We start from the raw sequence: 22311 nt of genomic DNA, 5'->3' as shown, positions 1-22311 counted from the left end.
TATGGTGCGCGGCGCCTCCATCACGCCGAACTGCCAGGACTGCCCCGATCACCAGCGGAGTACTGATGGTCTGAATCATCAACCTCGGATGCGCTTCATACCACTCTGCCTACGACCTCGAAACATCGAGAAACGACATCACATAGCCAGCAACGTCAATCAGGCGTTGGGCTGCATGAAGGTCAACGTGAACTTTGCATGCCGATGCTCAAGCACCGGGAAATTACGGGTAATATTGCCGGCTTTGTTTCCTCACGGCCTGACCATGTCCTCGAATGCCCGTTTTCCCGTCCTGCCCTATTTGTTTGCCTGCCTGATCGGCCTGCTCGGCCTGGGCGCGCTTTGGTACGGCCTTGGCAAACCGGTGGTGCTGCCGGACGCGGCGAGCGCATCGCACAAGTTGCAATGCGCTTCCTACACCCCGTTCGATAAAGACCAGTCGCCGTACGATCAACCGCTGCAATTGCGCCCCGAGCGCATCGATGCGGACCTGGCCTTGCTGGCTACCCGCTTTGAATGCATCCGCACTTATTCGATGACAGGTCTGGAGAGCATCCCGGCACTGGCGCGCAAACATGGGTTGAAGGTCATGCTCGGGGCCTGGGTCAACAGCAACCCGATCGACACCGCCAAGGAAGTCGATGCCCTGATCGCCTCGGCCAATGCCAACGCCGACGTGGTCAAGGCGGTGATCGTCGGCAACGAAACCCTGCTGCGCAAGGAAATCACCGGCACGCAACTGACCCGGCTGATCGAGCGAGTGAAAAGCCAGGTCAAGCAACCGGTCACCTACGCCGACGTCTGGGAGTTCTGGCTGCAATACCCGGAAGTGGCACCGACGGTGGACTTCCTCACCATTCACTTGCTGCCGTATTGGGAAGATGACCCCAGGGGCATCGAGGATGCCTTGGCCCACGTCGGCGAAATTCGCCAGGTGTTCGGCAATCGCTTTGCGCCCAAGGACATTGTCATCGGTGAAACCGGCTGGCCCAGCGAAGGCCGCCAGCGCGAAACCGCCCTGCCCAGCCCGGTCAATGAAGCGCGGTTCATTCGCGGTTTCGTTGCCATGGCCGAGCAACACGGCTGGCATTACAACCTGATCGAAGCCTTCGACCAGCCCTGGAAGCGCGCCAACGAAGGTGCCGTGGGGGGTTACTGGGGGCTGTTCGATGCTGACCGTCAAGACAAGGGTGTGCTCGAAGGCCCGGTCTCGAACCTGCCCTTATGGCCACAATGGCTGGGCATCAGCGCGCTGCTGATGCTCGCCACACTGGCGTTCGCCGGCCCCGTGCGCGGCACCCGCGCCGCCATGCTCTTGCCGCTGCTGGCCGCCATCGGTGCCGGCAGCATCGGCTTGTGGGGGGAACTGACCCGCATCACCAGTCGCTTTGCCGGTGAATGGCTGTGGGCTGCGTTGCTGGTCGGCCTGAACCTGCTGGTAATGGCCCATGGCGCCCTGGCCCTGAGCACCCGCAACAGCTGGCGGGAACGCACCTTCGCCTGGCTCGAAGCGCGCGCGGGCTGGTGGTTGGCGGCCACCGGTTTCGCCGGGGCGGTGATGATGCTGGCGCTGGTCTTCGACCCTCGCTACCGCAGCTTCCCCTGCGCCGCCCTGCTGCTGCCGGCCCTGGTCTACCTGCTGCGTCCGGTGCGCGCCCCTCGGGCGGAAATCACCTTGCTGACCTTCATCATCGGCTCCGGCATCGCGCCGCAGCTTTACCGTGAAGGGTTGCTCAACCAGCAGGCATGGATCTGGGCAGGGGTCAGCGTGCTGCTGGTGGCGGCGTTGTGGCGGAGTTTGCGGGTGCGGTGAGTGCAGGTCTGGCCTCATCGCGGGCAAGCCAGCGATGAGGCCCGGTCAGGCAACACAAAACCCAGTCAACCCACCCGCTGCACCCGCACCAACCGCAACCCCGCAATCACCACCGCAAACACCGCAAGGCTCGCGCTGTACAGCACCAACGCCGGAATCCCCAACAACACCGCCAGAAACGCCAGACGCCAGCCCTTTGCCCCCGGCCAGAAAAACGCCACCACCGCAGCAATCAATGCCGCCCAGGCAATCAAGCGAAAATGAATCAACAGCCCCAGGCCCGAACGCAATTGGCATTCCCAGCGCATCGCCTCATCGACACAGATCCCCACCCACTGGGCATCCTCCATCAGCGCATACCGCAAGCCATAACTGGCAGCCAGCCAAAGCGGCAAGACAATGAACAACACAAACAACGGCAAGCGGCGTGACATGCAACACTCCAAAAAACAAAAAGCGCCGCCCAGCATAAAGGCCAGGGCCTGCGATGCAAGCCAAAAGCAGCAGACTCGGCTACATTGCAACTGGGGGTATGGTTTTATTGTCGCCGGATACAACATCCGAGCGACCGCATTGTGGATGACAAATGACGAGAAGCCAGGCAACTTGCCAACAGTGCAGTTGTCCTAGCCCGCGTATTATTGACTCAGCATTTTCCTTTTTAAGGACGAAGACATGCTCCGATCGTTGCGCTTCGCTGCCTTGTTAGGTGGCCTGATATTGAGTGCGTCCGGGCAGGCCCGGGACGTCGATGCCGCCACCTACGGCTATCCACTGACCAACCCCTTCGAAGCCACGATCGCCTCGACACCGCCCGACCTTCGCCCCGAACTGCCCACCGACGACGACATCAACCAGTCCGACTACAGCCTCAACCTGCTGCCAAAACGGGAATTCGAACTGCCGGACAACTTCTGGGCAGTGAAAAAATTCCATTACCGCCTGGCCAGGCAGGACCACCCTGCCCCGTTGATCTTCCTGATCGCCGGCACCGGTGCGCCTTACCACAGCAGCATCAACGAGTACCTCAAGAAGCTGTACTACAAGGCCGGCTACCACGTGGTGCAGTTGTCTTCGCCGACCAGCTACGACTTCATGACCTCGGCCTCACGCTTCGCCACTCCCGGGGTGAGCAAGGACGACGCCGAAGACATGTACCGGGTCATGCAGGCCGTGCGCACCCAGCAGTCCGACGTGCCGGTCACCGAGTTCTACCTCACCGGCTACAGCCTCGGTGCACTGGACGCGGCCTTTGTCGCCCACCTGGACGAAACCCGCCACAGCTTCAACTTCAAGCGCGTGCTGCTGCTCAATCCGCCGGTCAACCTGTACACCTCGATACGCAACCTGGACAAGCTGGTGCAGACCCAGGTCAAGGGCATCAACAGCACCACCACCTTCTACGAACTGGTACTGGGCAAGCTCACCCGCTACTTCCAGCAAAAGGGCTACATCGACCTCAACGACGCCCTGGTCTATGACTTCCAGAACTCGAAGCAACACCTGTCCAACGAACAGATGGCCATGCTGATCGGCACGTCCTTCCGCTTCTCGGCGGCGGACATCGCCTTCACCTCCGACCTGATCAACCGTCGCGGCCTGATCACGCCGCCCAAGTACCCGATCAGCGAAGGCACCAGCCTCACGCCATTCTTCAAGCGTGCCCTGCAGTGCGATTTCACTTGCTACCTCACCGAGCAAGTCATCCCCATGTGGCGCGCCCGCACCGACGGCGGCAGCCTGCTGCAACTGATCGACCAGGTCAGCTTGTACGCGCTCAAGGACTATCTGAAGACCAGCACCAAGATTGCCGTGATGCACAACGCCGACGACGTGATCCTGGGCCCGGGTGACCTGGGCTTCCTGCGCAGCACCTTCGGCAATCGCCTGACCGTGTACCCCCACGGTGGCCACTGCGGCAACATCAACTACCGCGTCAACAGCGACGCCATGCTGGAGTTCTTCCGTGGCTAGAAAACTACTCTTCGTTGCAGCGCTGTTGAGCGCGGGAATGGTCCACGCAGAAGACACCACGCCACCAGCTGCCAGCGTCGTCGAACCCGACGGCTTCACCCTGCCGCTCAAGCAACTCACGTTCAACCCCGGGCTGGACCAGCGCGAATTCGAGCGCTCGACGCTCAATGCCCTGAACGTCTACGACCCGCTGGAAAACTGGAATCGCCGGGTCTACCACTTCAACTACCGCTTCGACCAATGGGTATTCCTGCCCGTGGTCAGCGGCTACCGCTACATCACCCCGAGCTTCCTGCGTACCGGGGTGAGCAACTTCTTCAACAACCTGGGCGACATCCCCAACCTGCTCAACAGCCTGTTGCAGCTCAAGGGCCAGCGCTCGATGGAAATCACCGCCCGGCTGTTGCTCAACACCACCGTCGGCATCGCCGGCCTGTGGGACCCCGCCACCAAAATGGGCATCCCCCGCCAAAGCGAAGACTTCGGCCAGACCCTGGGCTTCTACGGCGTACCCAGCGGCCCTTACCTGATGCTCCCGATCCTCGGCCCGTCGAACCTGCGTGACACCGGCGGCCTGGCCTTCGACTGGACCGCCGAATCGCAGATCAACTTCCTCAACGTGTCCGATGTCAGCGAAAACCACCCGGAAATCTACCTGCTGCGGGCTATCGACAAGCGCTACACCACCAACTTCCGCTACGGTGAGATGAACTCTCCGTTTGAATATGTCAAGGTGCGCTACGTGTACACCGAGGCACGCAAGTTGCAGATCGCCGAATAGCATCCGAACAACTTCCCCCGAATCGAGGAGCCCATAGAGGCTCCTTTTTTTTACCCGCGCAGTGCCATTTGTTCTGCGCCAATAACCACACTCACTTGAATGAATCGAAACGCAATTGGACTTAGCACGATTCATTCATACGAGTACTTAAACCTCAGCCATAAAAAGTCATACAGACCATCCACACAAAACTCGGGGGATCACGAATGTGCCCGGCGTGAAAGGGGCCAAGAGGATCAGCGTGTTCGTGCCTTATTCGATCATTCAGCGCGAATGGGGGCCTGTAGCAGGCCAAACTGGAGGATCCCCACGACTCGAAATATGCCGTGAAATAGCGATCGCCCGACATCTGGAGAGCCGCTGCCCACGATCAGGGCAGCGCAATTTTAAAGCTTGGAGACCCCATTCAAGGGCAGGCTGACCTGCTGCTCGCGCTGCAAAAAGTTCAGCAGCACAACCACACGCTCGTCACCGTCCATCCCCAGGTAGATGGCCTGCAGCTCGGCAAATGGCCCATCATTGATCCGCACCGGCTCACCACTGACCAGTTGCGGCTGCACATCGCCCTGGGCTTCATGCAACCTGAGCTCTTCAATCACCCCGTCGCTGATCGCCAGCGGCTGTGCACCGAACGCCACTACCCGCAGGACTCCGCGCGTAGATCGCAACGGCCCCCAGTTATCCTCCAGCGTCAACTGGATAAACATGTACCCAGGAAACAGCGATTCACTGACCACCTGACGGCGGCCCCGGACAATGCGCTCGCAGCCAAATTGCGGCCGATAGCAGGTATAGCCCTGCCGGACCAGGTTCTCTTCTGCCCGCTCGTCCTGCCTGGACTTGCATTGGACCAAATACCAAGCCTTCACTCTAAGCTCCATAACCGACGCGTTTTCAATCCATGGAAATGCGTATGCCGCTAAAATACCAATGCCGAACCGGCAATCATATCAGCAAGATTTTCCTTCATCAATCAAACAAAAGGAGGCTTGTTGGGAAACTACATTATTCAAGCGGATTAATAACCAAGTAGTTCGATATCCAAAACACTCTCGAACAGCACCTGAAATTCGCAGTACGATCGCTCAATACGAAAAAAACCAAACTAAACACAGGCCTTCAAGCGACCTTTCGTCGGCAAACCCATCGCCCCTCCAGCCCCCCCATATCCGGCCTCCACTCCTCATGTTCCTCGTTCCCACGCGGAGCGTGGGAACGAGTAAGTGGGGTTTTGTAGGCATCTTCCTGGTTTGCACAGAGAAATTTCCCAAGCATAATCCGCGCGCGCTATAACCTGTTGCGCCTGCCTGGACGCGTGGCTAGTCTTGCCCGGTCGTTGAAAAATTCAACGATCGGATTTAGCAGTCCGACTGGCATCGCGCAGCAGCGCCCCCGAATCACCGGCTTATCTCGCCCGTGTTTTCGTGTTATGGCGGCTGTGCGTGGGGCACCTTCGGGTGCGCCGGTTTTTCCTATGCCACCGGTCTGCTAACCCGCGTACAGCTGCCACCCTTTCGTTTAGCAGCGAAGGGGGGATAGCTCCACTGGCAAAGGAGTTACACCATGATCAAGATCGTCCCCGATCCACCCATCCCGTCTTCCTCAATCACCAGCACCGCTCAAAAACCCTTTGGCACCCTGGACAGCACTGGCCAGCCGCTCTTCTGCGTGCGTGCAGGCATACCGGCCGACGATGCGCTGATACATGTCGGCATGCTCTTGGGATGTGCCGAAGCGACCGCCTGGGATGTGGTGGAGCATTTGCAGCTCAACGATAAAGGCGTGGTGCTGGGGCTTATCCAGACTATTGAAATGGCGCGAGCGTTGGTGGATGCCCTGGTGGATGGGGCGGCCGGGCCGTAGGTCCTTAGACCGCGTCGCCTGCATCGCTGGCAAGCCAGCTCCCACAAGGTTTGATGTCGTTCACAAAATGGTGATTCAACATAAATCCACTGTGGGAGCTGGCTTGCCAGCGATGGCGCCCTGGCAGGCAAAATCGAATCCGTGCCGCCTCTTCCAAATCAACTTATTCGATAATTTTGACCCAATAAAGTCACTAATAGATCGATTGGATCTGGCATAGCATGATCACATTCCCATCTGATCAGGAGCTCCCCAGATGACCCCACTGCGTAAAGTCCAGAGCATCCACACCGGCCAGCCCGCCTCCGACGGCGCAGGCGTACGCCTGACCCGAGTCATTGGCGGCCCGGGGCTGGAGCGTTTCGACCCCTTTCTGATGCTCGATGAGTTCGGTTCGGACAACCCCGACGACTACATCGCCGGCTTCCCTGCCCACCCCCACCGTGGTTTCGAGACGATTACCTACATGCTCGAAGGGCGCATGCGCCACGAAGATCATTTGGGCAATGTCGGCTTGCTCGAAGGCGGCGGCGTGCAATGGATGACGGCTGCGCGCGGCATCATTCACAGCGAGATGCCGCAACAGGAAGAAGGCGTGATGCGCGGCTTCCAGTTGTGGCTCAACCTGCCGGGCAAGGACAAGTTGGGCAAGGCCGGTTACCGCGACATCCAGCCTGCCGATATCCCCCGCCTGCAGACCGCTGCGGGCGTGGATGTGGTGGTAATCGCCGGTACCTTCGATGACGGGCAAGTGCAACAGGCCGGGGCCGTGCAGCGGCCGCATACCGAGCCGCACCTGTTCGACCTGCGGCTGCCGGCCGGTGCCCGGGTGGTGCCCCGCCTGCCGGAAGGTCATCGGGTGATGCTGTATGTGTACGAGGGCGAAGTGGAACTGGGTGGGCATGCCGAGCCTGTTCGCGCCAGTCGCCTGGTACGTTTGTCCGATCAGGGTGAAGTGCAACTGCACAGCGCCACGGGTGCCCGGGTGCTGCTGATTGCCGGCAAGCCATTGAACGAGCCGATCGTGCAATACGGTCCGTTCGTGATGAACAGCCGTGAAGAGATCGAGCAGGCCTTGCGCGACTTTCGTGATGATCGGCTGACCGCCTGAATCCTGACTCAATGCTCCGGCGGCTGCACTCCGAGAAACCGGCACAGCTCTCCCCGCTTGGCCAACGCATCGCGGCGGCCAAGCTCGATCAGTTCGCTGCAATAGCCCGCTTCGAACAGCAGATAGCTGAGGACCCCGGCGCCACTGGTTTTGGTGGCACCGGGCCCACGCAGAAACACGCGCAATGCCGCGGGCAGTTCGTGCCGGTGGCGCGCGGCGATTTCGTCGATCGGCTGGCTCGGTGCAATGACCAGCACTTCTACCGGCGCCAGGCCCAGGCGTCGCGGTTGCAGGTCCGAGGGCAGCAGGTGGCTGAAGTGGTTGAGCCGCTGCAAAAGCTCGATGTCGTCTTCCAGGTTGTCAATGAAGGTGCTGTTGAGCATGTGCCCGCCGATTTGCGCCAGGCTCGGCTGCTTGCCGCTGAAATGCTGCTGGCGCGGGTCGCTGGCGGTCGGGCCGCGCGGGTTGCCGCTGACCCCGACCACCAGCACGCGGCTGGCACCCAGGTGCAGCGCCGGGCTGATCGGCGCTGACTGGCGCACGGCGCCGTCGCCGAAGTATTGCTGAGCGATCTTGACCGGAGCGAACAGCAAGGGGATCGCCGAACTGGCCAGCAGGTGATCGACGCTGAGCTGCGTTGGCAGGCCAATGCGTCGATGCCGCAACCAGGGGTCGATGGCCCCCCTGCCCTGATAAAACGTCACCGCTTGCCCGGATTCGTAGCCGAAGGCCGTCACCGCCACGGCCCGGAGGTGATGTTGGTTGATGGCTTCGCTGATGCCGTTCAAGTCCAGGTGCGAATTGAGCAGTTTGCGCAGGGGCGAGCTGTCGACCAGCGCCACCGGCACCTGGGAGCCCAGCCCCAGCAGGCTGTGACCGACAAAGCGGCTGGCCTGGCGAATCACCCCTGGCCAGTCACTGCGCAGTACCAGGTGGCTGCGGAAACCCTCCCAGAAATCGGTCAGGCGGCGGATGGTTTCGCTGAAATGGATGGCCCCACTGGCCAGGGTAACGGCATTGATTGCCCCCGCCGAGGTGCCGACGATGACCGGGAAGGGGTTCGAGGCCCCCAGAGGCAACAGATCGGCAATGCCGGCCAGCACGCCCACCTGGTAAGCCGCACGCGCGCCACCGCCGGAGAGGATCAGGCCGGTGACGGGTTCGGGTGCGGGCATTGGGGTTCTCGTTGGGTTTGATGTTGTCTGTGCTGCCGTCATCGCTGGCAAGCCAGCTCCCACAGGATTGGTGCAAGCCTGGAAAACGCTGCAGTACCTGTGGGAGCGGGCTTGCCCGCGATCGGGGACGACGCTATTTCCGCCGCTTCTCGTACAACTTCGGCGCCCCCGGCGGCCGCGACTTGAAGCGCCGATGCGCCCACAGGTACTGCTCCGGACACTCGCTGATCGCCGACTCGACCCACTGGTTGATGCGCAGGCAATCGGCCTCTTCCGTCTCCCCCGGGAAATGCTCCAGGGGCGCATGGATCACCAAACGATAGCCGCTGCCATCGGCCAGCCGCTGTTGGGTAAAGGGAATCACTCGCGCTTTGCCCAGGCGGGCGAATTTGCTGGTGGCGGTCACCGTTGCCGCCTCGATGCCGAATAACGGCACGAACACGCTTTGCTTGGCGCCATAGTCCTGGTCCGGCGCATACCAGATCGCCCGCCCCGCGCGCAGCAGCTTGAGCATGCCGCGCACATCTTCGCGTTCGACCGCCAGGGAGTCGAGGTTGTGCCGCTCGCGGCCCTTGCGCTGGATGTAATCGAACAGCGGGTTCTTGTGCTCGCGGTACATCCCGTCAATGGTGTGGCGCTGGCCGAGCAGGGCCGCGCCGATCTCCAGGGTGGTGAAATGCACCGCCATGAGAATGGCGCCCTGCCCGTCGCGCTGGGCCGCCTGCAGGTGCTCGAGCCCTTCGATGTGGGCCAGCCTGGCCAGGCGTGGCGTTGGCCACCACCAGCTCATGGCCATTTCGAAGAAGGCGATGCCGGTGGAGGCGAAGTTTTCCTTGAGCAGACGCCGCCGCTCGACGGACGGTAGCTGCGGGAAACACAGCTCCAGGTTACGCGCGGCGATGCGCCGCCGCTCGCCGGCCACGCAATACATCAGCGCGCCGAGGGCACGGCCGATGGCGAGCAAAACCCCGTAGGGCAGCTGAACGATCAGCCACAACAGGCCAAGCCCCAACCAGAGAGGCCAAAAACGCGGCTGCAAAAAAGAACGACTAAACTGCGGGCGATCCATTCCAGTTTCCGGACAGACGACATGGCCGCGCATTCTACATTGTTCGAGCGGGTTGCGGCCTGAAGGCGTTCTCGTTATAAGTCACGGCACTTTTTCGTTACAAGCTGCTTTATGCCGACCATGAGCCAAACCGAATTGCTAGACCAAGATCCCGTGTTCCAGCTAAAGGGCAGCATGCTCGCCATTACTGTGCTTGAGCTGGCACGCAACAACCTCGAAGGCCTCGATCGCCAGCTGGCGGCCAAGGTTGCCCAGGCGCCTAATTTTTTCAGCAACACGCCGCTGGTGCTGGCCCTGGACAAGCTCCCGGCCAGTGAAGGCGCCATCGATCTGCCCGGGCTGATGCGCGTTTGCCGCCAGCATGGCCTGCGTACCCTGGCGATTCGTGCCAGCCGGATCGAGGACATCGCCGCCGCCATCGCCATCGACCTGCCCGTGCTGCCGCCATCCGGTGCCCGCGAGCGTCCGCTGGAACCGGCAGAAGCCGAAGTCGTGAAGAAAAAGCCGGAAAAACCGCCGGAGCCGCTGATAAAGCCCACCAAAATCATCACTTCGCCTGTACGCGGCGGCCAGCAGATCTATGCTCAGGGTGGCGATCTGGTGGTGGTGTCGTCGGTCAGCCCCGGTGCGGAACTTCTCGCCGATGGGAATATCCATGTGTATGGCCCCATGCGCGGTCGTGCCCTGGCGGGGATCAAGGGCGACCACAAGGCGCGGATTTTCTGTCAGCAACTTGGCGCCGAATTGCTGTCCATCGCCGGCCAGTACAAGGTTTCCGAAGACCTTCGCCGCGATCCGCTGTGGGGGGCCGGCGTGCAGGTCAGCTTGTCCGGAGATGTGTTGAACATCACCCGTCTTTAACGGATACTGCCGCCATTTTATATGTAACTTACAAACGTGGCGCATTGGGGTCCATGTTGTGGGAAGTTCGCGGCGGGCAGGGTTTACCGGAGGTAAAACCGCTCTGATGCAGGACTTCCAGCAGGCTTCTCCCTCTGTAGTGGTTTTTAAGTTTGTTTTTTTAGGGATTCGCAATCCTTTTTCTCTAGGGGTGATACACCTTGGCCAAGATTCTCGTGGTTACATCCGGCAAGGGTGGTGTGGGTAAGACCACCACCAGCGCCGCTATCGGTACCGGTCTCGCTCTGCGCGGCCACAAGACAGTCATCGTCGACTTCGACGTCGGTTTGCGTAACCTCGACCTGATCATGGGTTGCGAACGCCGCGTGGTGTACGACTTCGTCAACGTCGTCAATGGCGAAGCGACCCTCTCCCAGGCCCTGATCAAAGACAAGCGCCTGGAAAACCTTTACGTCCTGGCCGCCAGCCAGACTCGTGACAAAGACGCGCTGACCCAGGAAGGCGTGGGGAAAGTCCTCAACGAACTGAAAGAAAACTTCGAATACGTTATCTGCGACTCGCCAGCGGGCATCGAGAAAGGCGCGAGCCTGGCCATGTACTTTGCTGACGAAGCCATCGTCGTGACCAACCCGGAAGTTTCCTCGGTACGTGACTCCGATCGCATGCTGGGCCTGCTGGCAAGCAAGTCGCTGCGTTCGGTGAATGGCAGTGACCCGATCAAGGAACACCTGCTGCTGACCCGTTACAACCCCGAGCGCGTCAGCAAAGGCGAAATGCTTGGCGTCGACGATGTCACCGACATCCTGGCCATCAAGCTGCTGGGCGTGATTCCGGAATCCCAGGCCGTGCTCAAGGCATCGAACCAGGGTGTACCTGTAATTCTTGACGACCAGAGCGACGCCGGCCAGGCGTACAGCGATGCCGTTGACCGACTGCTGGGCAAGGAAGTGAGCCATCGCTTCCTAGAGGAAAAAAAGAAAGGATTCTTTGAGCGCCTGTTTGGAGGCAATTGATCAATGAACATTTTTGACTTCTTTCGGGACCGCAAGAAAAGCAACACCGCGTCGGTAGCGAAAGAGCGTCTACAGATCATCGTGGCGCACGAACGCGGCCAACGCAGTACCCCGGACTACCTGCCCGCCTTGCAGAAGGAGTTGGTGGAAGTGATCCGCAAGTACGTCAATATCGGTAACGATGACGTGCAGGTGGCACTGGAAAACCAGGGCAGCTGCTCGATTCTGGAACTCAATATCACCCTGCCCGATCGCTGATCGAACGCAGGCTGCCACGGCGACTCACAGCCCTTTGTAGTATCAAGGGGTTGTGAGTCGCCGTTGGCGTTTCAAGAGAATACTCAATGCCGTTGTCGAACATCCGCATCATTCACCAGGATGCCGCCGTTCTGGTGGTCGATAAGCCAACCCTGCTGCTGTCCGTCCCGGGTCGAGCCGACGACAACAAGGACTGCCTGATCACCCGCCTGCAAGAGAACGGCTACCCCGAGGCGCGGATCGTCCATCGCCTGGACTGGGAAACATCGGGGATCATTCTGCTGGCCCGCGATCCAGACACCCATCGTGAGCTGTCGCGGCAGTTCCATGACCGCGAGACGGAAAAGGCCTACACCGCCCTGTGCTGGGGCCAGCCGGAACTGGACAGCGGCAGCATCGACCTGCCCCTGCGCTACGACCCGCCGACCAAGCCACGGCATGTGGTCGATCACGAGTTCGGCAAGCATGCCCTGACGTTCTGGCGCGTGATCGAGCGTTGCGGCGATTACTGCCGGGTGGAGCTGACGCCGATTACCGGGCGTTCGCACCAGTTGCGCGTGCATATGCTGTCGATCGGGCATCCGTTGCTGGGGGATGGGCTTTATGCGCATCCTGAGGCGTTGGCGGCTTATCCGCGGCTTTGTTTGCATGCGAGCATGCTCAGCTTTACCCATCCGGTGAGCGGTGAGCGTTTGCGGTTTGAGTGCCCGGCGCCGTTCTAACCTGCGTGCGCGGCTCTCCGTAGCCGCTGCCGCAGGCTGCGCCAAGGCCCAAAGGGCCTTCAAAATTCGATGAAATTACGACTGCTTCGCAGCCGAGCGCAGCCATGCGGCAGCGGCTACACACCATTGACCACTGCCAATACGCTAAACTCGCGCCACTGCTGTCTGGAGTTACTTATGCGCGACGCTCTGAACCAAGGCCTGATCGATTTCCTCAAGGCCTCCCCGACCCCATTCCACGCCACCGCAGCCATGGCGCTACGACTCGAGGCCGCTGGTTACCAGCGCCTGGACGAGCGCGACAGCTGGGCTACCGTCGCTGGCGGTCGCTACTACCTCACCCGTAACGATTCGGCGATCATCGCCTTCAAGCTCGGCCGCCATTCGCCGCTGCTCGAGGGTATCCGCATGGTCGGCGCCCATACCGACAGCCCGTGCCTGCGGGTCAAGCCGCAGCCCGAGCTGCAGCGCCAGGGCTTCTGGCAACTGGGCGTGGAAGTGTATGGCGGCGCGCTGCTGGCGCCCTGGTTCGACCGCGACCTGTCACTGGCCGGGCGTGTGACCTTCCGCCGCGACGGCAAGGTCGAAAGCCAGCTGATCGACTTCAAGCTGCCGATTGCCGTGATCCCCAACCTGGCCATCCACCTCAATCGCACCGCCAACGAAGGCTGGGCGATCAACCCGCAAACCGAGCTGCCGCCGATCCTGGCCCAGGTGGCTGGCGACGAACGCGTCGACTTCCGCGCCCTGCTGACCGAGCAACTGGCCCGCGAGCACGACCTCAATGCCGATGTGGTGCTCGACTACGAGCTGAGTTTCTACGATACCCAAAGCGCCGCTCTGGTCGGCCTGCACGGCGATTTCATCGCCGGCGCGCGCCTGGACAACCTGCTGTCCTGCTATGCCGGGCTGCAGGCGCTGCTCAATAGCGACAGCGACGAAACCTGCATGCTGATCGCCAACGACCATGAAGAAGTCGGCTCGTGCTCGGCCTGTGGCGCCGACGGCCCGATGCTCGAACAGACCCTGCGCCGCCTGCTGCCCGACGGCGACGATTTCGTGCGGACCATCCAGCGCTCCTTGCTGGTCTCGGCCGACAATGCCCACGGCGTACACCCCAACTACGCCGACAAGCACGACGCCAACCATGGCCCGAAACTCAACGCCGGCCCGGTGATCAAGGTCAACACCAACCAGCGCTACGCCACCAACAGCGAAACCGCCGGTTTCTTCCGCCATCTGTGCATGGCCGAAGAAGTGCCGGTGCAGAGTTTCGTGGTGCGCAGCGACATGGCCTGCGGCTCGACCATCGGCCCGATCACCGCCAGCCAGCTGGGCGTGCGCACGGTCGATATCGGCTTGCCGACCTTTGCCATGCACTCGATCCGCGAGTTGTGCGGCAGCCATGACCTGGCGCACCTGGTCAAGGTGCTTGGCGCCTTCTACACCAGCCGCGATTTGCCGTAATTCTGTGTTTTGCGATCGCTGCGCGCTCGAGCGCGAAGCGGTCGCAAACGATTCAATTCATCCTATGCTCATGGGCAAACCTGTCGATTAAGGCCCCTCCATGTCTGCACTGGTATCAATGCCCGATTTTCTATCCATGTTCCTCCCGGTCATCGCTGGCCTGATCCTGTTGACCATCGGGTTCACACTGCGTGAACGCAATATCGGGGTTGTGATGATCTGGTTCGGCATGCTTTGCATTCTTGGGATCATGATCTACAAAATCCTGCAGAAACTGACTTGAGGTTGCCTGCCTAGTGCTTTTTTTCACCCGTTTGTTCGCGTTGCCGTCGTTATTGTTGGTCTGTCTGCTGGCGCTGTTGCCCATGGCAGGTTCCCAGGCAGCCGGATTGCCAGGTCTGCTCGGCAACTCCAAGGCCCAGCCGGAAGCCGTCGAACCGCTGAGCCAGTCGCTCGATGAAGTCATCAAGGCCCTGGAAAACGACCAGCAGCGCGGTAAGTTGCTGGCCGATCTGAAGAAGCTGCGCGACAGCGCCAAAAAAGCCCAGCCAGAAGCCGAGCAAGGCGTACTAGGCTTGATCGGCGGTACCCTGAGCCACTTCGAAGAGCAACTGACCGGCGACAACAGCCCGTTCAATCGCTGGACGCAAGAGTTCGAGCTGGCCAAGGGCGAATTCAGTGAGCTGCTTGCCCCTACTGAACACTGGCTGCCGATGGTCTCGGTGTTTGCCTTGATCATCGCGGTCTGGAGCTTGCTGGCGTATGGCCTGAACTGGCTCAGCCAGCGTATGCGGCTGCGCTTTGGTCTCACCGAAGAGCTGCCGCAGCACCCCAGGACCCTCGACCTCATCCGCTTCGCCCTGCGCAAGCTTGGGCCCTGGCTGGTGGCCTTGATCATCACCGGTTACCTGGCGTATGTCCTGCCCTCGTCCCTGGGTAAACTGCTGGCGATGGTGGTGGCCTATGCCCTGGTGGTCGGCACGCTGTTTTCGGCCATTTGCGTCATTGCCTTTTCTCTGCTCGAAGGGCCGCACCGTCGTCACGCCCTGCATATCCTGCGGCACCAGGCCTTTCACCCGCTGTGGCTGATCGGCAGTTTCGCCGCCTTCGGCGAGGCCATGAACGACCCACGCCTGAGTACAGCACTGGGGACGAACCTGGCCCACACCGTGGCAACGGCTGCCAATGTGCTCGCCGCGTTTTCCACGGGCGTGTTCATCCTGCGCTTTCGCCGCCCCATCGCTCATCTGATCCGCAACCAGCCACTGTCCCAGCGCTTGAGCCGACGCGCCCTGCGCGACACCCTGGAGATTCTCGGCACCTTCTGGTACCTGCCGGCGCTGGTCCTGGTGGCGATTTCCCTGGTGGCCACCTTCATCTCCGCCGGCGATACCAGCACGGCGTTGCGCCAGTCACTGGTGTGCACGGTGCTGCTGGTGCTGTGCATGGTCATCAACGGCCTGGTCCGCCGCCACGCCAACAAGCCACACCGGGGGCCACGCCGGCATGCCCTGTATTCCGAGCGCCTGAAAAGTTTCGTCTACACCCTGGTGCACTTGATGGTGTGGCTGGCCTTTATCGAACTGGGTCTGCGCGTCTGGGGGCTGTCGCTGATCGGCTTGACCAACAGCGATGAACATCAGATTGCCGCCAAGTTGTTCGGCCTGGGCGGGACCTTGCTGGCGGCCTGGCTGGTGTGGATTCTCAGCGATGCGGCCCTGCAGCACGCCCTGACCCGCTCGCGCAAGGGCCTGGCCAACGCCCGCGCACAGACTATGATGCCGCTGATCCGCAACATCCTGTTCGTGGCGATTTTCATCATTGCCCTGATCGTTGCCCTGGCCAATATGGGCATGAACGTCACGCCGCTGCTGGCAGGTGCTGGCGTGATCGGTCTGGCCATCGGTTTCGGCGCCCAGTCATTGGTGGCCGACCTGATCACCGGCCTGTTCATCATCATCGAAGACTCGCTGGCCATCGACGACTACGTGGATGTCGGCGGCCATCTGGGGACGGTCGAAGGCCTGACTATCCGTACCGTGCGCCTGCGCGACATCGACGGCATCGTCCACACCATCCCCTTCAGTGAAATCAAGAGCATCAAAAACTACTCGCGGGAGTTCGGCTATGCCATTTTCCGCGTCGCCATCCCCCACACCATGAACATCGACCAGGCCATCAAACTGATGCGTGACGTCGCCCAGAAGTTACGCGCCGACCCGCTGCAACGGCGCCATATCTGGTCGCCGCTGGAGATCCAGGGGGTCGAAAGCTTCGAGTCGGGTTCGGCGATCCTGCGGGCCCGGTTCAAGACCGCCCCGATCCACCAATGGGAAGTCTCACGGGCGTTCAACCTGGCGCTCAAGCGGCAGATGGACGAAGCCGGTCTGGACCTGGCAACCCCGCGCCTGAGCGTGCAGGTGATTACCAGTGGCGGCGGTCCGCAGTTCGATGAGCCCGCCAAGGACTAGCAGACGTCGGCGCTCAGGCGGATGGCGTCATGGCGCCAGTACTCCAGATCGCAATCGATCAGGCGCCCGTGCTGATCATGATTGACCCGGGTGATGCGCAAGCCCGGGCTGCCCACCGAGACTTTCAAGGCCGCAGCGGCTGCCGCGGGCAAGGCCGTGGGCAGCATTTCAAAACGCACCCGGCCGTAATGGATCTGATAATGGCTGGCATAGACCTCGGTCAGGGACTGGCTGAGGTCATGCTGCAGGATCTCGGGAAAATACTGCGGGTTGAGGTAGTGCTCGGCATACAGCACCAGACGCTCATCGATACGCCGCGCCCGGCAGATCTGGATCACGCTGGATAAGGCCGGCAGCTGCAACCACTCACAGATCGCCGCCGACGCCGGTTGCAGGCGCGCCGACAGCAGTTGGGTCGAGGGCTCGCGCCCCTGCTCGCGGACCATGGCGTGAAAATGGCTGCGCTTGATCAGGTCATAGTTCAGGCGCGCCGGCGAAACAAACCAGCCACGCCGTTCCTCGCGATAGATCGAACCCTTGGCTTCCAGCTGCACCAGCGCTTCACGCAAGGTGATGCGCGTGGTGGCGAACACTTCACTGAGTTTGCGCTCGGCCGGCAACTTGCAGCCGGCCGGCAGCAGGCCATGTTCGATCTGTTCATGCAGGGCATTGCAGATCGCCGTTACCGCTCGAGGTGCATTTTCGCGCATCAGCCTTACCTGGTTGGTCTAGTCCAGCTCCATTGGCGTGCACAAGGCACTGCCAACCGGGTTGCCGGAAGTTGTTGCAAGACTAGGCAATACAAATGACGCGCAGATGACAAAACCGCCCAACGGTCCCTTCCAGACGCTCCGGGCTGAGCGTTCAAGCCGTTTCAGATCAATCACTTGAAACTGGTCTACGCTTATCCCTCAGAGTCGACGAAGGGTCTATTGCGGGCCCTGGCGCTTGAAACCGGACATCAAACTGTCATCCAGGCGGCCTACATTGGCTCGGGTATTGCTGACCTAGACCAGATAGAAACCAACACCATAACAATTCCAGTGTTTTGCAAAGCATCCCAAGGAGCTTCGGATGAAACAGCTTTTCCTGGCGTCACTGTTAGGCTCGACCATTGCCCTGTGCACCTCGGCCATGGCCGCCGATGTCGATTTGAAAACCCTCGAGGCCGCGGCCAAGAGCGAAGGCGCCGTCAACAGCGTCGGCATGCCCGATGCCTGGGCCAACTGGAAAGGCACCTGGGAGGATCTTGCGACCAAGTACGGTCTCAAGCACATGGACACCGACATGAGCTCGGCCCAGGAAGTGGCCAAGTTCGCCGCCGAAAAAGACAACGCCAGCGCCGATATCGGTGACGTCGGCGCCGCCTTCGGCCCCATCGCCACCAAGCAGGGCGTGACCCAGCCGTACAAGCCGAGCACCTGGGAACAGATCCCGGCCTGGGCCAAGGACAAGGACGGCCACTGGGCGCTGGCCTATACCGGCTCCATTGCTTTCATCATCAACAAGCAAGTGGTCAAGGATGCAGACGCACCGAAAAGTTGGGCTGATCTTAAAAACGGTAAATACAAGGTCTCCATTGGTGATGTAAGTACCGCGGCTCAAGCAGCCAATGGCGTTTTGGCGGCCGCGATCGCCAACGGTGGCGATGAAAAGAACATTAAGCCGGCACTGGATTTCTTCGCCGAAATCGCCAAGCAAGGACGCCTGTCGATGTCCAACCCGACCGTTCAAACCCTGGAAAAGGGCGAAATCGAAGTCGGCGTGGTCTGGGACTTCAACGGCCTGAGCTACCGCAAGCAGATCGACAAGACACGCTTTGACGTGGTGATCCCATCCGATGGCTCGGTCATCTCCGGCTACACCACCATCATCAACAAATATGCCAAGCACCCCAACGCCGCCAAACTGACCCGCGAGTACATCTTCAGCGATGCCGGCCAGATCAACCTGGCGAAAGGCAATGCCCGGCCGATTCGTGCCGAGCACGTGAAGCTGCCTGCCGATGTCCAGGACGAGCTGCTGCCTAACGAGCAGTACAAGAATGTGAAGCCGATCAAGGATGCCGATGCGTGGGAAAAAACCTCGAAAGCCTTGCCGCAGATGTGGAACGAGGAAGTGATTGTTGAGATGAAGTGAGGTTTGGGTTGGGTCAGTCAGCCTTGTGCTGGCTGATCCGGCCTCTTCGCGGGCAAGCCCGCTCCCACAGAGGTCGACGGTGCTACCACTCTCCTCTGTGGGAGCTGGCTTGCCAGCGATGAGGCCCTCACAGACAACACAAATACCCACCAAGGAACCCACCCACCATGCCCAACAACGTCATCCTGGTCCTGCTCGATGGCCTCAACTACCAGGTGGCGCAGCATGCGATGGGTCACCTGCAAGCCTATGTCGCCGCCGGCCGCGCCGCGCTATATAAGCTCGAATGCGAACTCCCGTCGCTGTCACGACCGCTGTACGAATGCATCCTCACAGGCGTTACGCCCATCGAAAGCGGCATCGTGCATAACCAGGTCTCGCGCCTGTCCAATCAGCGCAGCATCTTCCACTACGCCACCGACGCTGGCCTGTGCACCGCCGCCGCGGCGTACCACTGGGTCAGCGAACTGTACAACCGCTCGCCCTTCATCGCTGCCCGCGACCGCCACACTGACGCCAAAGACCTGCCGATCCAGCACGGCCACTTCTATTACGTCGACCACTACCCCGATTCCCATCTGTTCGTCGACGCCGAAAGCCTGCGCCTGCTGCATGGGCCGAACTTCCTGCTGGTGCACCCCATGAACATCGACGACGCCGGCCACAAGCACGGCCTCGACACCCCGCAATATCGCAACAGTGCCCGCTCGGCCGATGTCATTCTCGCCGACTACCTGCAAACCTGGCTCGACGCCGGTTATCAGGTGCTGGTGACCGCCGACCACGGCATGAACAACGACCGCTCGCACAACGGCGTGCTCCCTGAAGAACGCGAAGTTCCCCTGTTCGTCCTCGGGGATGCCTTCAGTCTCGACAGCAACGCCCGGCCAAAGCAGACGGAACTGTGCGGCACAGTCTGCGAATTGCTCGGCGTGCCTCACGACAAGCCCGTCTGCCGGGAGCTTTTGAAGTGAACTCATTCACCCGTGGCAAATGGCTGGCGCTGCTCTGCCTGCTGCCCTTTGCCGTCTTTTTCATCATCTTTCAGATTGCCCCGCTGGCCTGGGTGATGATCAACAGCGTGCAGTCCGAAAGCGGCTGGGGCCTGGCCAACTTCAGCAAGATCTTCGCCTCGAAGTTCTATCGGCAGGCGATCCAGTTCAGCCTGGAGATCAGCTTCTGGTCGAGCGTGTTCGGCATTCTGATTGCCATCCTTGGCAGTTACTCCCTGCGCAATGTCGATTCGCGGCTGCGCGATTTCGTCAACGCCTTCGCCAACATGACCAGCAACTTCGCCGGAGTGCCCCTGGCCTTCGCCTTCATCATCCTGCTGGGCTTCAACGGTGCGATCACCATGATGCTCAAGCAGTCCGGGCTGATCGAAGACTTCAGCATCTACTCCAAGACTGGCGTGATCATTCTCTACACCTACTTCCAGATTCCCCTCGGCGTGCTGCTGTTGTACCCGGCGTTCGACGCGTTGCGCGAAGACTGGCGCGAATCCAGCGCCCTGCTCGGAGCCAGCAGTTGGCAATACTGGTGGCATATCGGCCTGCCGGTGATGACACCGGCCCTGCTCGGGACTTTCGTGATCCTGCTGGCAAATGCCCTGGGCGCCTATGCCACTGTCTATGCATTGACCACCGGCAACTTCAACGTGATGACGATCCGCATCGCGGGGTTGGTGGCCGGCGATATCAGTCTCGATCCGAACCTGGCCAGCGCCCTGGCAGTGATCCTTGTAGGCCTGATGACGCTGGTGACCGTCGTGCACCAATGGCTTTTGAAGAGGAGCTACCATGTCTCGCGCTGAAACCGGCCCCGGCAGCCTCTACCACCGGCTGACGGTGTATGTGCTGTTTCTCATCCTGTTGCTGCCGCTGGCGGGCACCCTGCTCTACTCGATCGCCACCAGTTGGTCGGCGAGCATCCTGCCCAGCGGCTTGACCTTCAAATGGTATATCGCACTGTGGAGCGACCCGCGCTTTTTGACGGCATTCGGTCAGTCGCTGCTGGTATGCGTCGGTGCCCTGCTGTTGTCGGTGGTGCTGATTCTGCCGCTGCTGTTCGTGGTGCATTACCACTTCCCCAGGCTCGACGCGCTGATGAACATCCTGATCCTGCTGCCCTTCGCCGTGCCGCCGGTGGTGTCCTCGGTGGGGTTGCTGCAGCTCTATGGTTCCGGGCCCATGGCCATGGTCGGCACGCCCTGGATTCTGATCGGTTGCTATTTCACCGTGGCCCTGCCGTTCATGTACCGGGCGATCACCAACAACCTGCAGGCGATCAACCTGCGCGACCTGATGGACGCCGCCCAACTGCTCGGTGCCAATACCTGGCAGGCGGCTTTCCTGGTGGTGCTGCCGAACCTGCGCAAGGGCCTGATGATCGCCCTGCTGCTGTCGTTCTCGTTCCTGTTCGGTGAGTTCGTGTTCGCCAACCTGCTGGTCGGCACTCGTTACGAAACCCTGCAGGTCTACCTGAACAACATGCGCAACAGCAGCGGCCACTTCAACAGCGCCCTGGTGATCTCCTATTTCTTCTTCGTGCTGGTGATGACCTGGGCCGCCAATCGACTGAACAAGGACAAAGCCTGAAATGAGTTTCGTCAGTGTCGAACATCTGCAAAAAAATTACGCCAGCACGCCGGTGTTCAGTGACATCAACTGTCGCATCGAACGGGGCGAGTTCGTCACCCTGCTCGGCCCCTCCGGTTGCGGCAAATCCACCCTGTTGCGCTGCATTGCCGGGCTGACGCCGGTCAACAGCGGCAAGATCCTCCTCGACGGACAAGACCTGGTGCCCTTGAGCCCGCAAAAACGCGGGATCGGCATGGTCTTCCAGAGTTATGCACTGTTCCCCAACATGACCGTGGAGCAGAACATTGCCTTCGGTCTGCGCATGCAAAAGGTCAACGGCGACGACAGCCACAAGCGCACCGCCGAAGTGCTGGCGCTGGTCGAGTTGCAGGAGTTCGCCAAGCGCTACCCGCACCAATTGTCCGGCGGCCAGAGTCAGCGCGTGGCCCTGGCCCGTTCGCTGGTCACCCGGCCGCGCCTGCTGTTGCTCGACGAGCCGCTGTCGGCGCTCGATGCGCGCATCCGCAAGCACCTGCGCGAGCAGATCCGGCAGATCCAGCGCGAGCTGGGCCTGACCACTATTTTCGTGACCCATGATCAGGAAGAAGCCCTGACCATGTCCGATCGGATCTTCCTGATGAACCAGGGCCGGATCGTCCAGAGCGGCGACGCTGAAACCCTCTATACCGCGCCGGTGGATGTGTTCGCCGCCGGCTTCATCGGCAACTACAACCTGCTCGACGCCCAAAGCGCCAGCCGCCTGTTGCAGCGCCCGATCACCTCGCGCCTGGCGATCCGCCCGGAAGCCATCGAACTGGGCCTGAACGGCGAGCTCGACGGCGAAGTGCGCAGCCATACCCTGCTGGGCAATGTGATCCGCTACCGGGTCCAGGCCCGTGGCGTGGAGCTGATCGTCGACGTGCTGAACCGTTCGGCAGCCGACCTGCACCCCAATGGTCAGCGTGTGTCACTTTCCATCGATCCCAGCGCCCTTCGTGAGGTAGCCTGAGGGCTT

The 22311-nt window shown here is 60.9% G+C and carries 22 protein-coding genes; 17 read left to right on the top strand and 5 right to left on the bottom strand.

Annotated features, from left to right (window positions below; all coding sequences use genetic code 11):
* Nucleotides 1-265: 265 nt before the first annotated feature.
* The gene (locus F2S13_RS03600) at nucleotides 266-1813 is read left to right on the top strand and encodes a glycoside hydrolase family 17 protein (protein ID WP_166359079.1); all 1548 of its coding nucleotides are present in this window, start codon (nucleotides 266-268) and stop codon (nucleotides 1811-1813) included.
* Between the two features lie 65 nt (nucleotides 1814-1878).
* On the opposite strand, the gene F2S13_RS03595 is transcribed toward F2S13_RS03600, so the two are convergent.
* The gene (locus F2S13_RS03595; protein ID WP_166359078.1) at nucleotides 1879-2247 is read right to left on the bottom strand and encodes a hypothetical protein; all 369 of its coding nucleotides are present in this window, start codon (nucleotides 2245-2247) and stop codon (nucleotides 1879-1881) included.
* Between the two features lie 241 nt (nucleotides 2248-2488).
* Here F2S13_RS03595 and F2S13_RS03590 point away from each other — a divergent pair, with 241 nt between their 5' ends.
* Together F2S13_RS03590 and F2S13_RS03585 are read left to right on the top strand one after the other, a co-directional pair.
* On the top strand, nucleotides 2489-3787 hold the full coding sequence (locus tag F2S13_RS03590) for a serine/threonine protein kinase (protein WP_166359077.1): 1299 nt from the start codon (nucleotides 2489-2491) through the stop codon (nucleotides 3785-3787).
* Nucleotides 3780-4568, top strand: coding sequence for an MlaA family lipoprotein (locus F2S13_RS03585; RefSeq protein ID WP_166359076.1), 789 nt, complete (start codon nucleotides 3780-3782; stop codon nucleotides 4566-4568). The genes F2S13_RS03590 and F2S13_RS03585 overlap by 8 nt, the downstream gene beginning before the upstream one ends.
* Nucleotides 4569-4954: 386 nt before the next feature.
* Here F2S13_RS03585 and rfaH read toward each other — a convergent pair whose 3' ends face one another.
* Nucleotides 4955-5449 carry a transcription/translation regulatory transformer protein RfaH gene (gene rfaH, locus F2S13_RS03580; RefSeq protein ID WP_166359075.1) on the bottom strand — a complete coding sequence of 165 codons (495 nt, stop codon included), beginning with the start codon at nucleotides 5447-5449 and terminating at the stop codon, nucleotides 4955-4957.
* A gap of 682 nt (nucleotides 5450-6131) precedes the next feature.
* On the opposite strand from rfaH, the gene F2S13_RS03575 reads away from it, so the two are divergent.
* Together F2S13_RS03575 and F2S13_RS03570 are read left to right on the top strand one after the other, a co-directional pair.
* Entirely contained in the window at nucleotides 6132-6431 is a 300-nt protein-coding gene (locus F2S13_RS03575; RefSeq protein WP_166359074.1) for a DUF6124 family protein, read from the top strand.
* Nucleotides 6432-6687: 256 nt separating this feature from the next.
* A complete protein-coding gene (locus tag F2S13_RS03570) occupies nucleotides 6688-7542 on the top strand; it encodes a pirin family protein (RefSeq protein ID WP_166359073.1) in 855 nt (284 codons plus the stop codon).
* Between the two features lie 8 nt (nucleotides 7543-7550).
* On the opposite strand, the gene F2S13_RS03565 is transcribed toward F2S13_RS03570, so the two are convergent.
* The gene (locus F2S13_RS03565; protein WP_166359072.1) at nucleotides 7551-8717 is read right to left on the bottom strand and encodes a patatin-like phospholipase family protein; all 1167 of its coding nucleotides are present in this window, start codon (nucleotides 8715-8717) and stop codon (nucleotides 7551-7553) included.
* Between the two features lie 133 nt (nucleotides 8718-8850).
* Nucleotides 8851-9786, bottom strand: a complete 936-nt coding sequence (locus tag F2S13_RS03560) for a lipid A biosynthesis lauroyl acyltransferase (protein WP_166359071.1) — start codon at nucleotides 9784-9786, stop codon at nucleotides 8851-8853.
* Nucleotides 9787-9906: 120 nt separating this feature from the next.
* On the opposite strand from F2S13_RS03560, the gene minC reads away from it, so the two are divergent.
* The 7 genes from minC to F2S13_RS03525 all read left to right on the top strand — a co-directional run bounded on the left by minC (nucleotide 9907) and on the right by F2S13_RS03525 (nucleotide 16578).
* Nucleotides 9907-10647: a septum site-determining protein MinC gene (minC, locus tag F2S13_RS03555; RefSeq protein ID WP_166359070.1), complete on the top strand. Its 741-nt coding sequence runs from the start codon at nucleotides 9907-9909 to the stop codon at nucleotides 10645-10647.
* Nucleotides 10648-10847: 200 nt separating this feature from the next.
* Entirely contained in the window at nucleotides 10848-11660 is an 813-nt protein-coding gene (minD, locus tag F2S13_RS03550) for a septum site-determining protein MinD (protein WP_166359069.1), read from the top strand.
* A 3-nt stretch (nucleotides 11661-11663) separates the two neighbouring features.
* A complete protein-coding gene (minE, locus tag F2S13_RS03545) occupies nucleotides 11664-11918 on the top strand; it encodes a cell division topological specificity factor MinE (protein WP_166359068.1) in 255 nt (84 codons plus the stop codon).
* Nucleotides 11919-12004: 86 nt separating this feature from the next.
* Nucleotides 12005-12640, top strand: coding sequence for an RluA family pseudouridine synthase (locus F2S13_RS03540; protein ID WP_166359067.1), 636 nt, complete (start codon nucleotides 12005-12007; stop codon nucleotides 12638-12640).
* Between the two features lie 177 nt (nucleotides 12641-12817).
* Nucleotides 12818-14107: a M18 family aminopeptidase gene (locus tag F2S13_RS03535; RefSeq protein WP_166359066.1), complete on the top strand. Its 1290-nt coding sequence runs from the start codon at nucleotides 12818-12820 to the stop codon at nucleotides 14105-14107.
* A 100-nt stretch (nucleotides 14108-14207) separates the two neighbouring features.
* The gene (locus F2S13_RS03530) at nucleotides 14208-14390 is read left to right on the top strand and encodes a hypothetical protein (RefSeq protein ID WP_166358483.1); all 183 of its coding nucleotides are present in this window, start codon (nucleotides 14208-14210) and stop codon (nucleotides 14388-14390) included.
* A 13-nt stretch (nucleotides 14391-14403) separates the two neighbouring features.
* Nucleotides 14404-16578: a mechanosensitive ion channel family protein gene (locus tag F2S13_RS03525; protein ID WP_343047145.1), complete on the top strand. Its 2175-nt coding sequence runs from the start codon at nucleotides 14404-14406 to the stop codon at nucleotides 16576-16578.
* On the opposite strand, the gene F2S13_RS03520 is transcribed toward F2S13_RS03525, so the two are convergent.
* The gene (locus tag F2S13_RS03520) at nucleotides 16575-17288 is read right to left on the bottom strand and encodes a UTRA domain-containing protein (protein WP_166359065.1); all 714 of its coding nucleotides are present in this window, start codon (nucleotides 17286-17288) and stop codon (nucleotides 16575-16577) included. The two genes, F2S13_RS03525 and F2S13_RS03520, sit on opposite strands and share 4 nt — an antisense overlap.
* Before the next feature lie 364 nt (nucleotides 17289-17652).
* Here F2S13_RS03520 and F2S13_RS03515 point away from each other — a divergent pair, with 364 nt between their 5' ends.
* From F2S13_RS03515 to F2S13_RS03495, 5 genes are all read left to right on the top strand, one after another.
* Entirely contained in the window at nucleotides 17653-18717 is a 1065-nt protein-coding gene (locus F2S13_RS03515; protein ID WP_166359064.1) for an ABC transporter substrate-binding protein, read from the top strand.
* 167 nt (nucleotides 18718-18884) lie between these two features.
* A complete protein-coding gene (locus tag F2S13_RS03510) occupies nucleotides 18885-19691 on the top strand; it encodes an alkaline phosphatase family protein (RefSeq protein WP_166359063.1) in 807 nt (268 codons plus the stop codon).
* The gene (locus F2S13_RS03505; protein WP_166359062.1) at nucleotides 19688-20530 is read left to right on the top strand and encodes an ABC transporter permease subunit; all 843 of its coding nucleotides are present in this window, start codon (nucleotides 19688-19690) and stop codon (nucleotides 20528-20530) included. Before F2S13_RS03510 ends, F2S13_RS03505 begins: the two co-directional genes overlap by 4 nt.
* Complete coding sequence (locus tag F2S13_RS03500) at nucleotides 20517-21314, top strand: ABC transporter permease (protein WP_166359061.1); 798 nt, start codon at nucleotides 20517-20519, stop codon at nucleotides 21312-21314. Before F2S13_RS03505 ends, F2S13_RS03500 begins: the two co-directional genes overlap by 14 nt.
* A gap of 1 nt (nucleotide 21315) precedes the next feature.
* On the top strand, nucleotides 21316-22305 hold the full coding sequence (locus F2S13_RS03495; RefSeq protein WP_166359060.1) for an ABC transporter ATP-binding protein: 990 nt from the start codon (nucleotides 21316-21318) through the stop codon (nucleotides 22303-22305).
* Nucleotides 22306-22311: the final 6 nt, after the last annotated feature.

It is taken from the genome of Pseudomonas akapageensis (assembly GCF_011355085.1).
GTDB classification, from domain to species: Bacteria; Pseudomonadota; Gammaproteobacteria; order Pseudomonadales; family Pseudomonadaceae; genus Aquipseudomonas; species Aquipseudomonas akapageensis.
The sequence above is the reverse complement of the archived record's forward strand: the minus strand, read 5'-3'. Positions and strand labels throughout refer to the sequence as shown.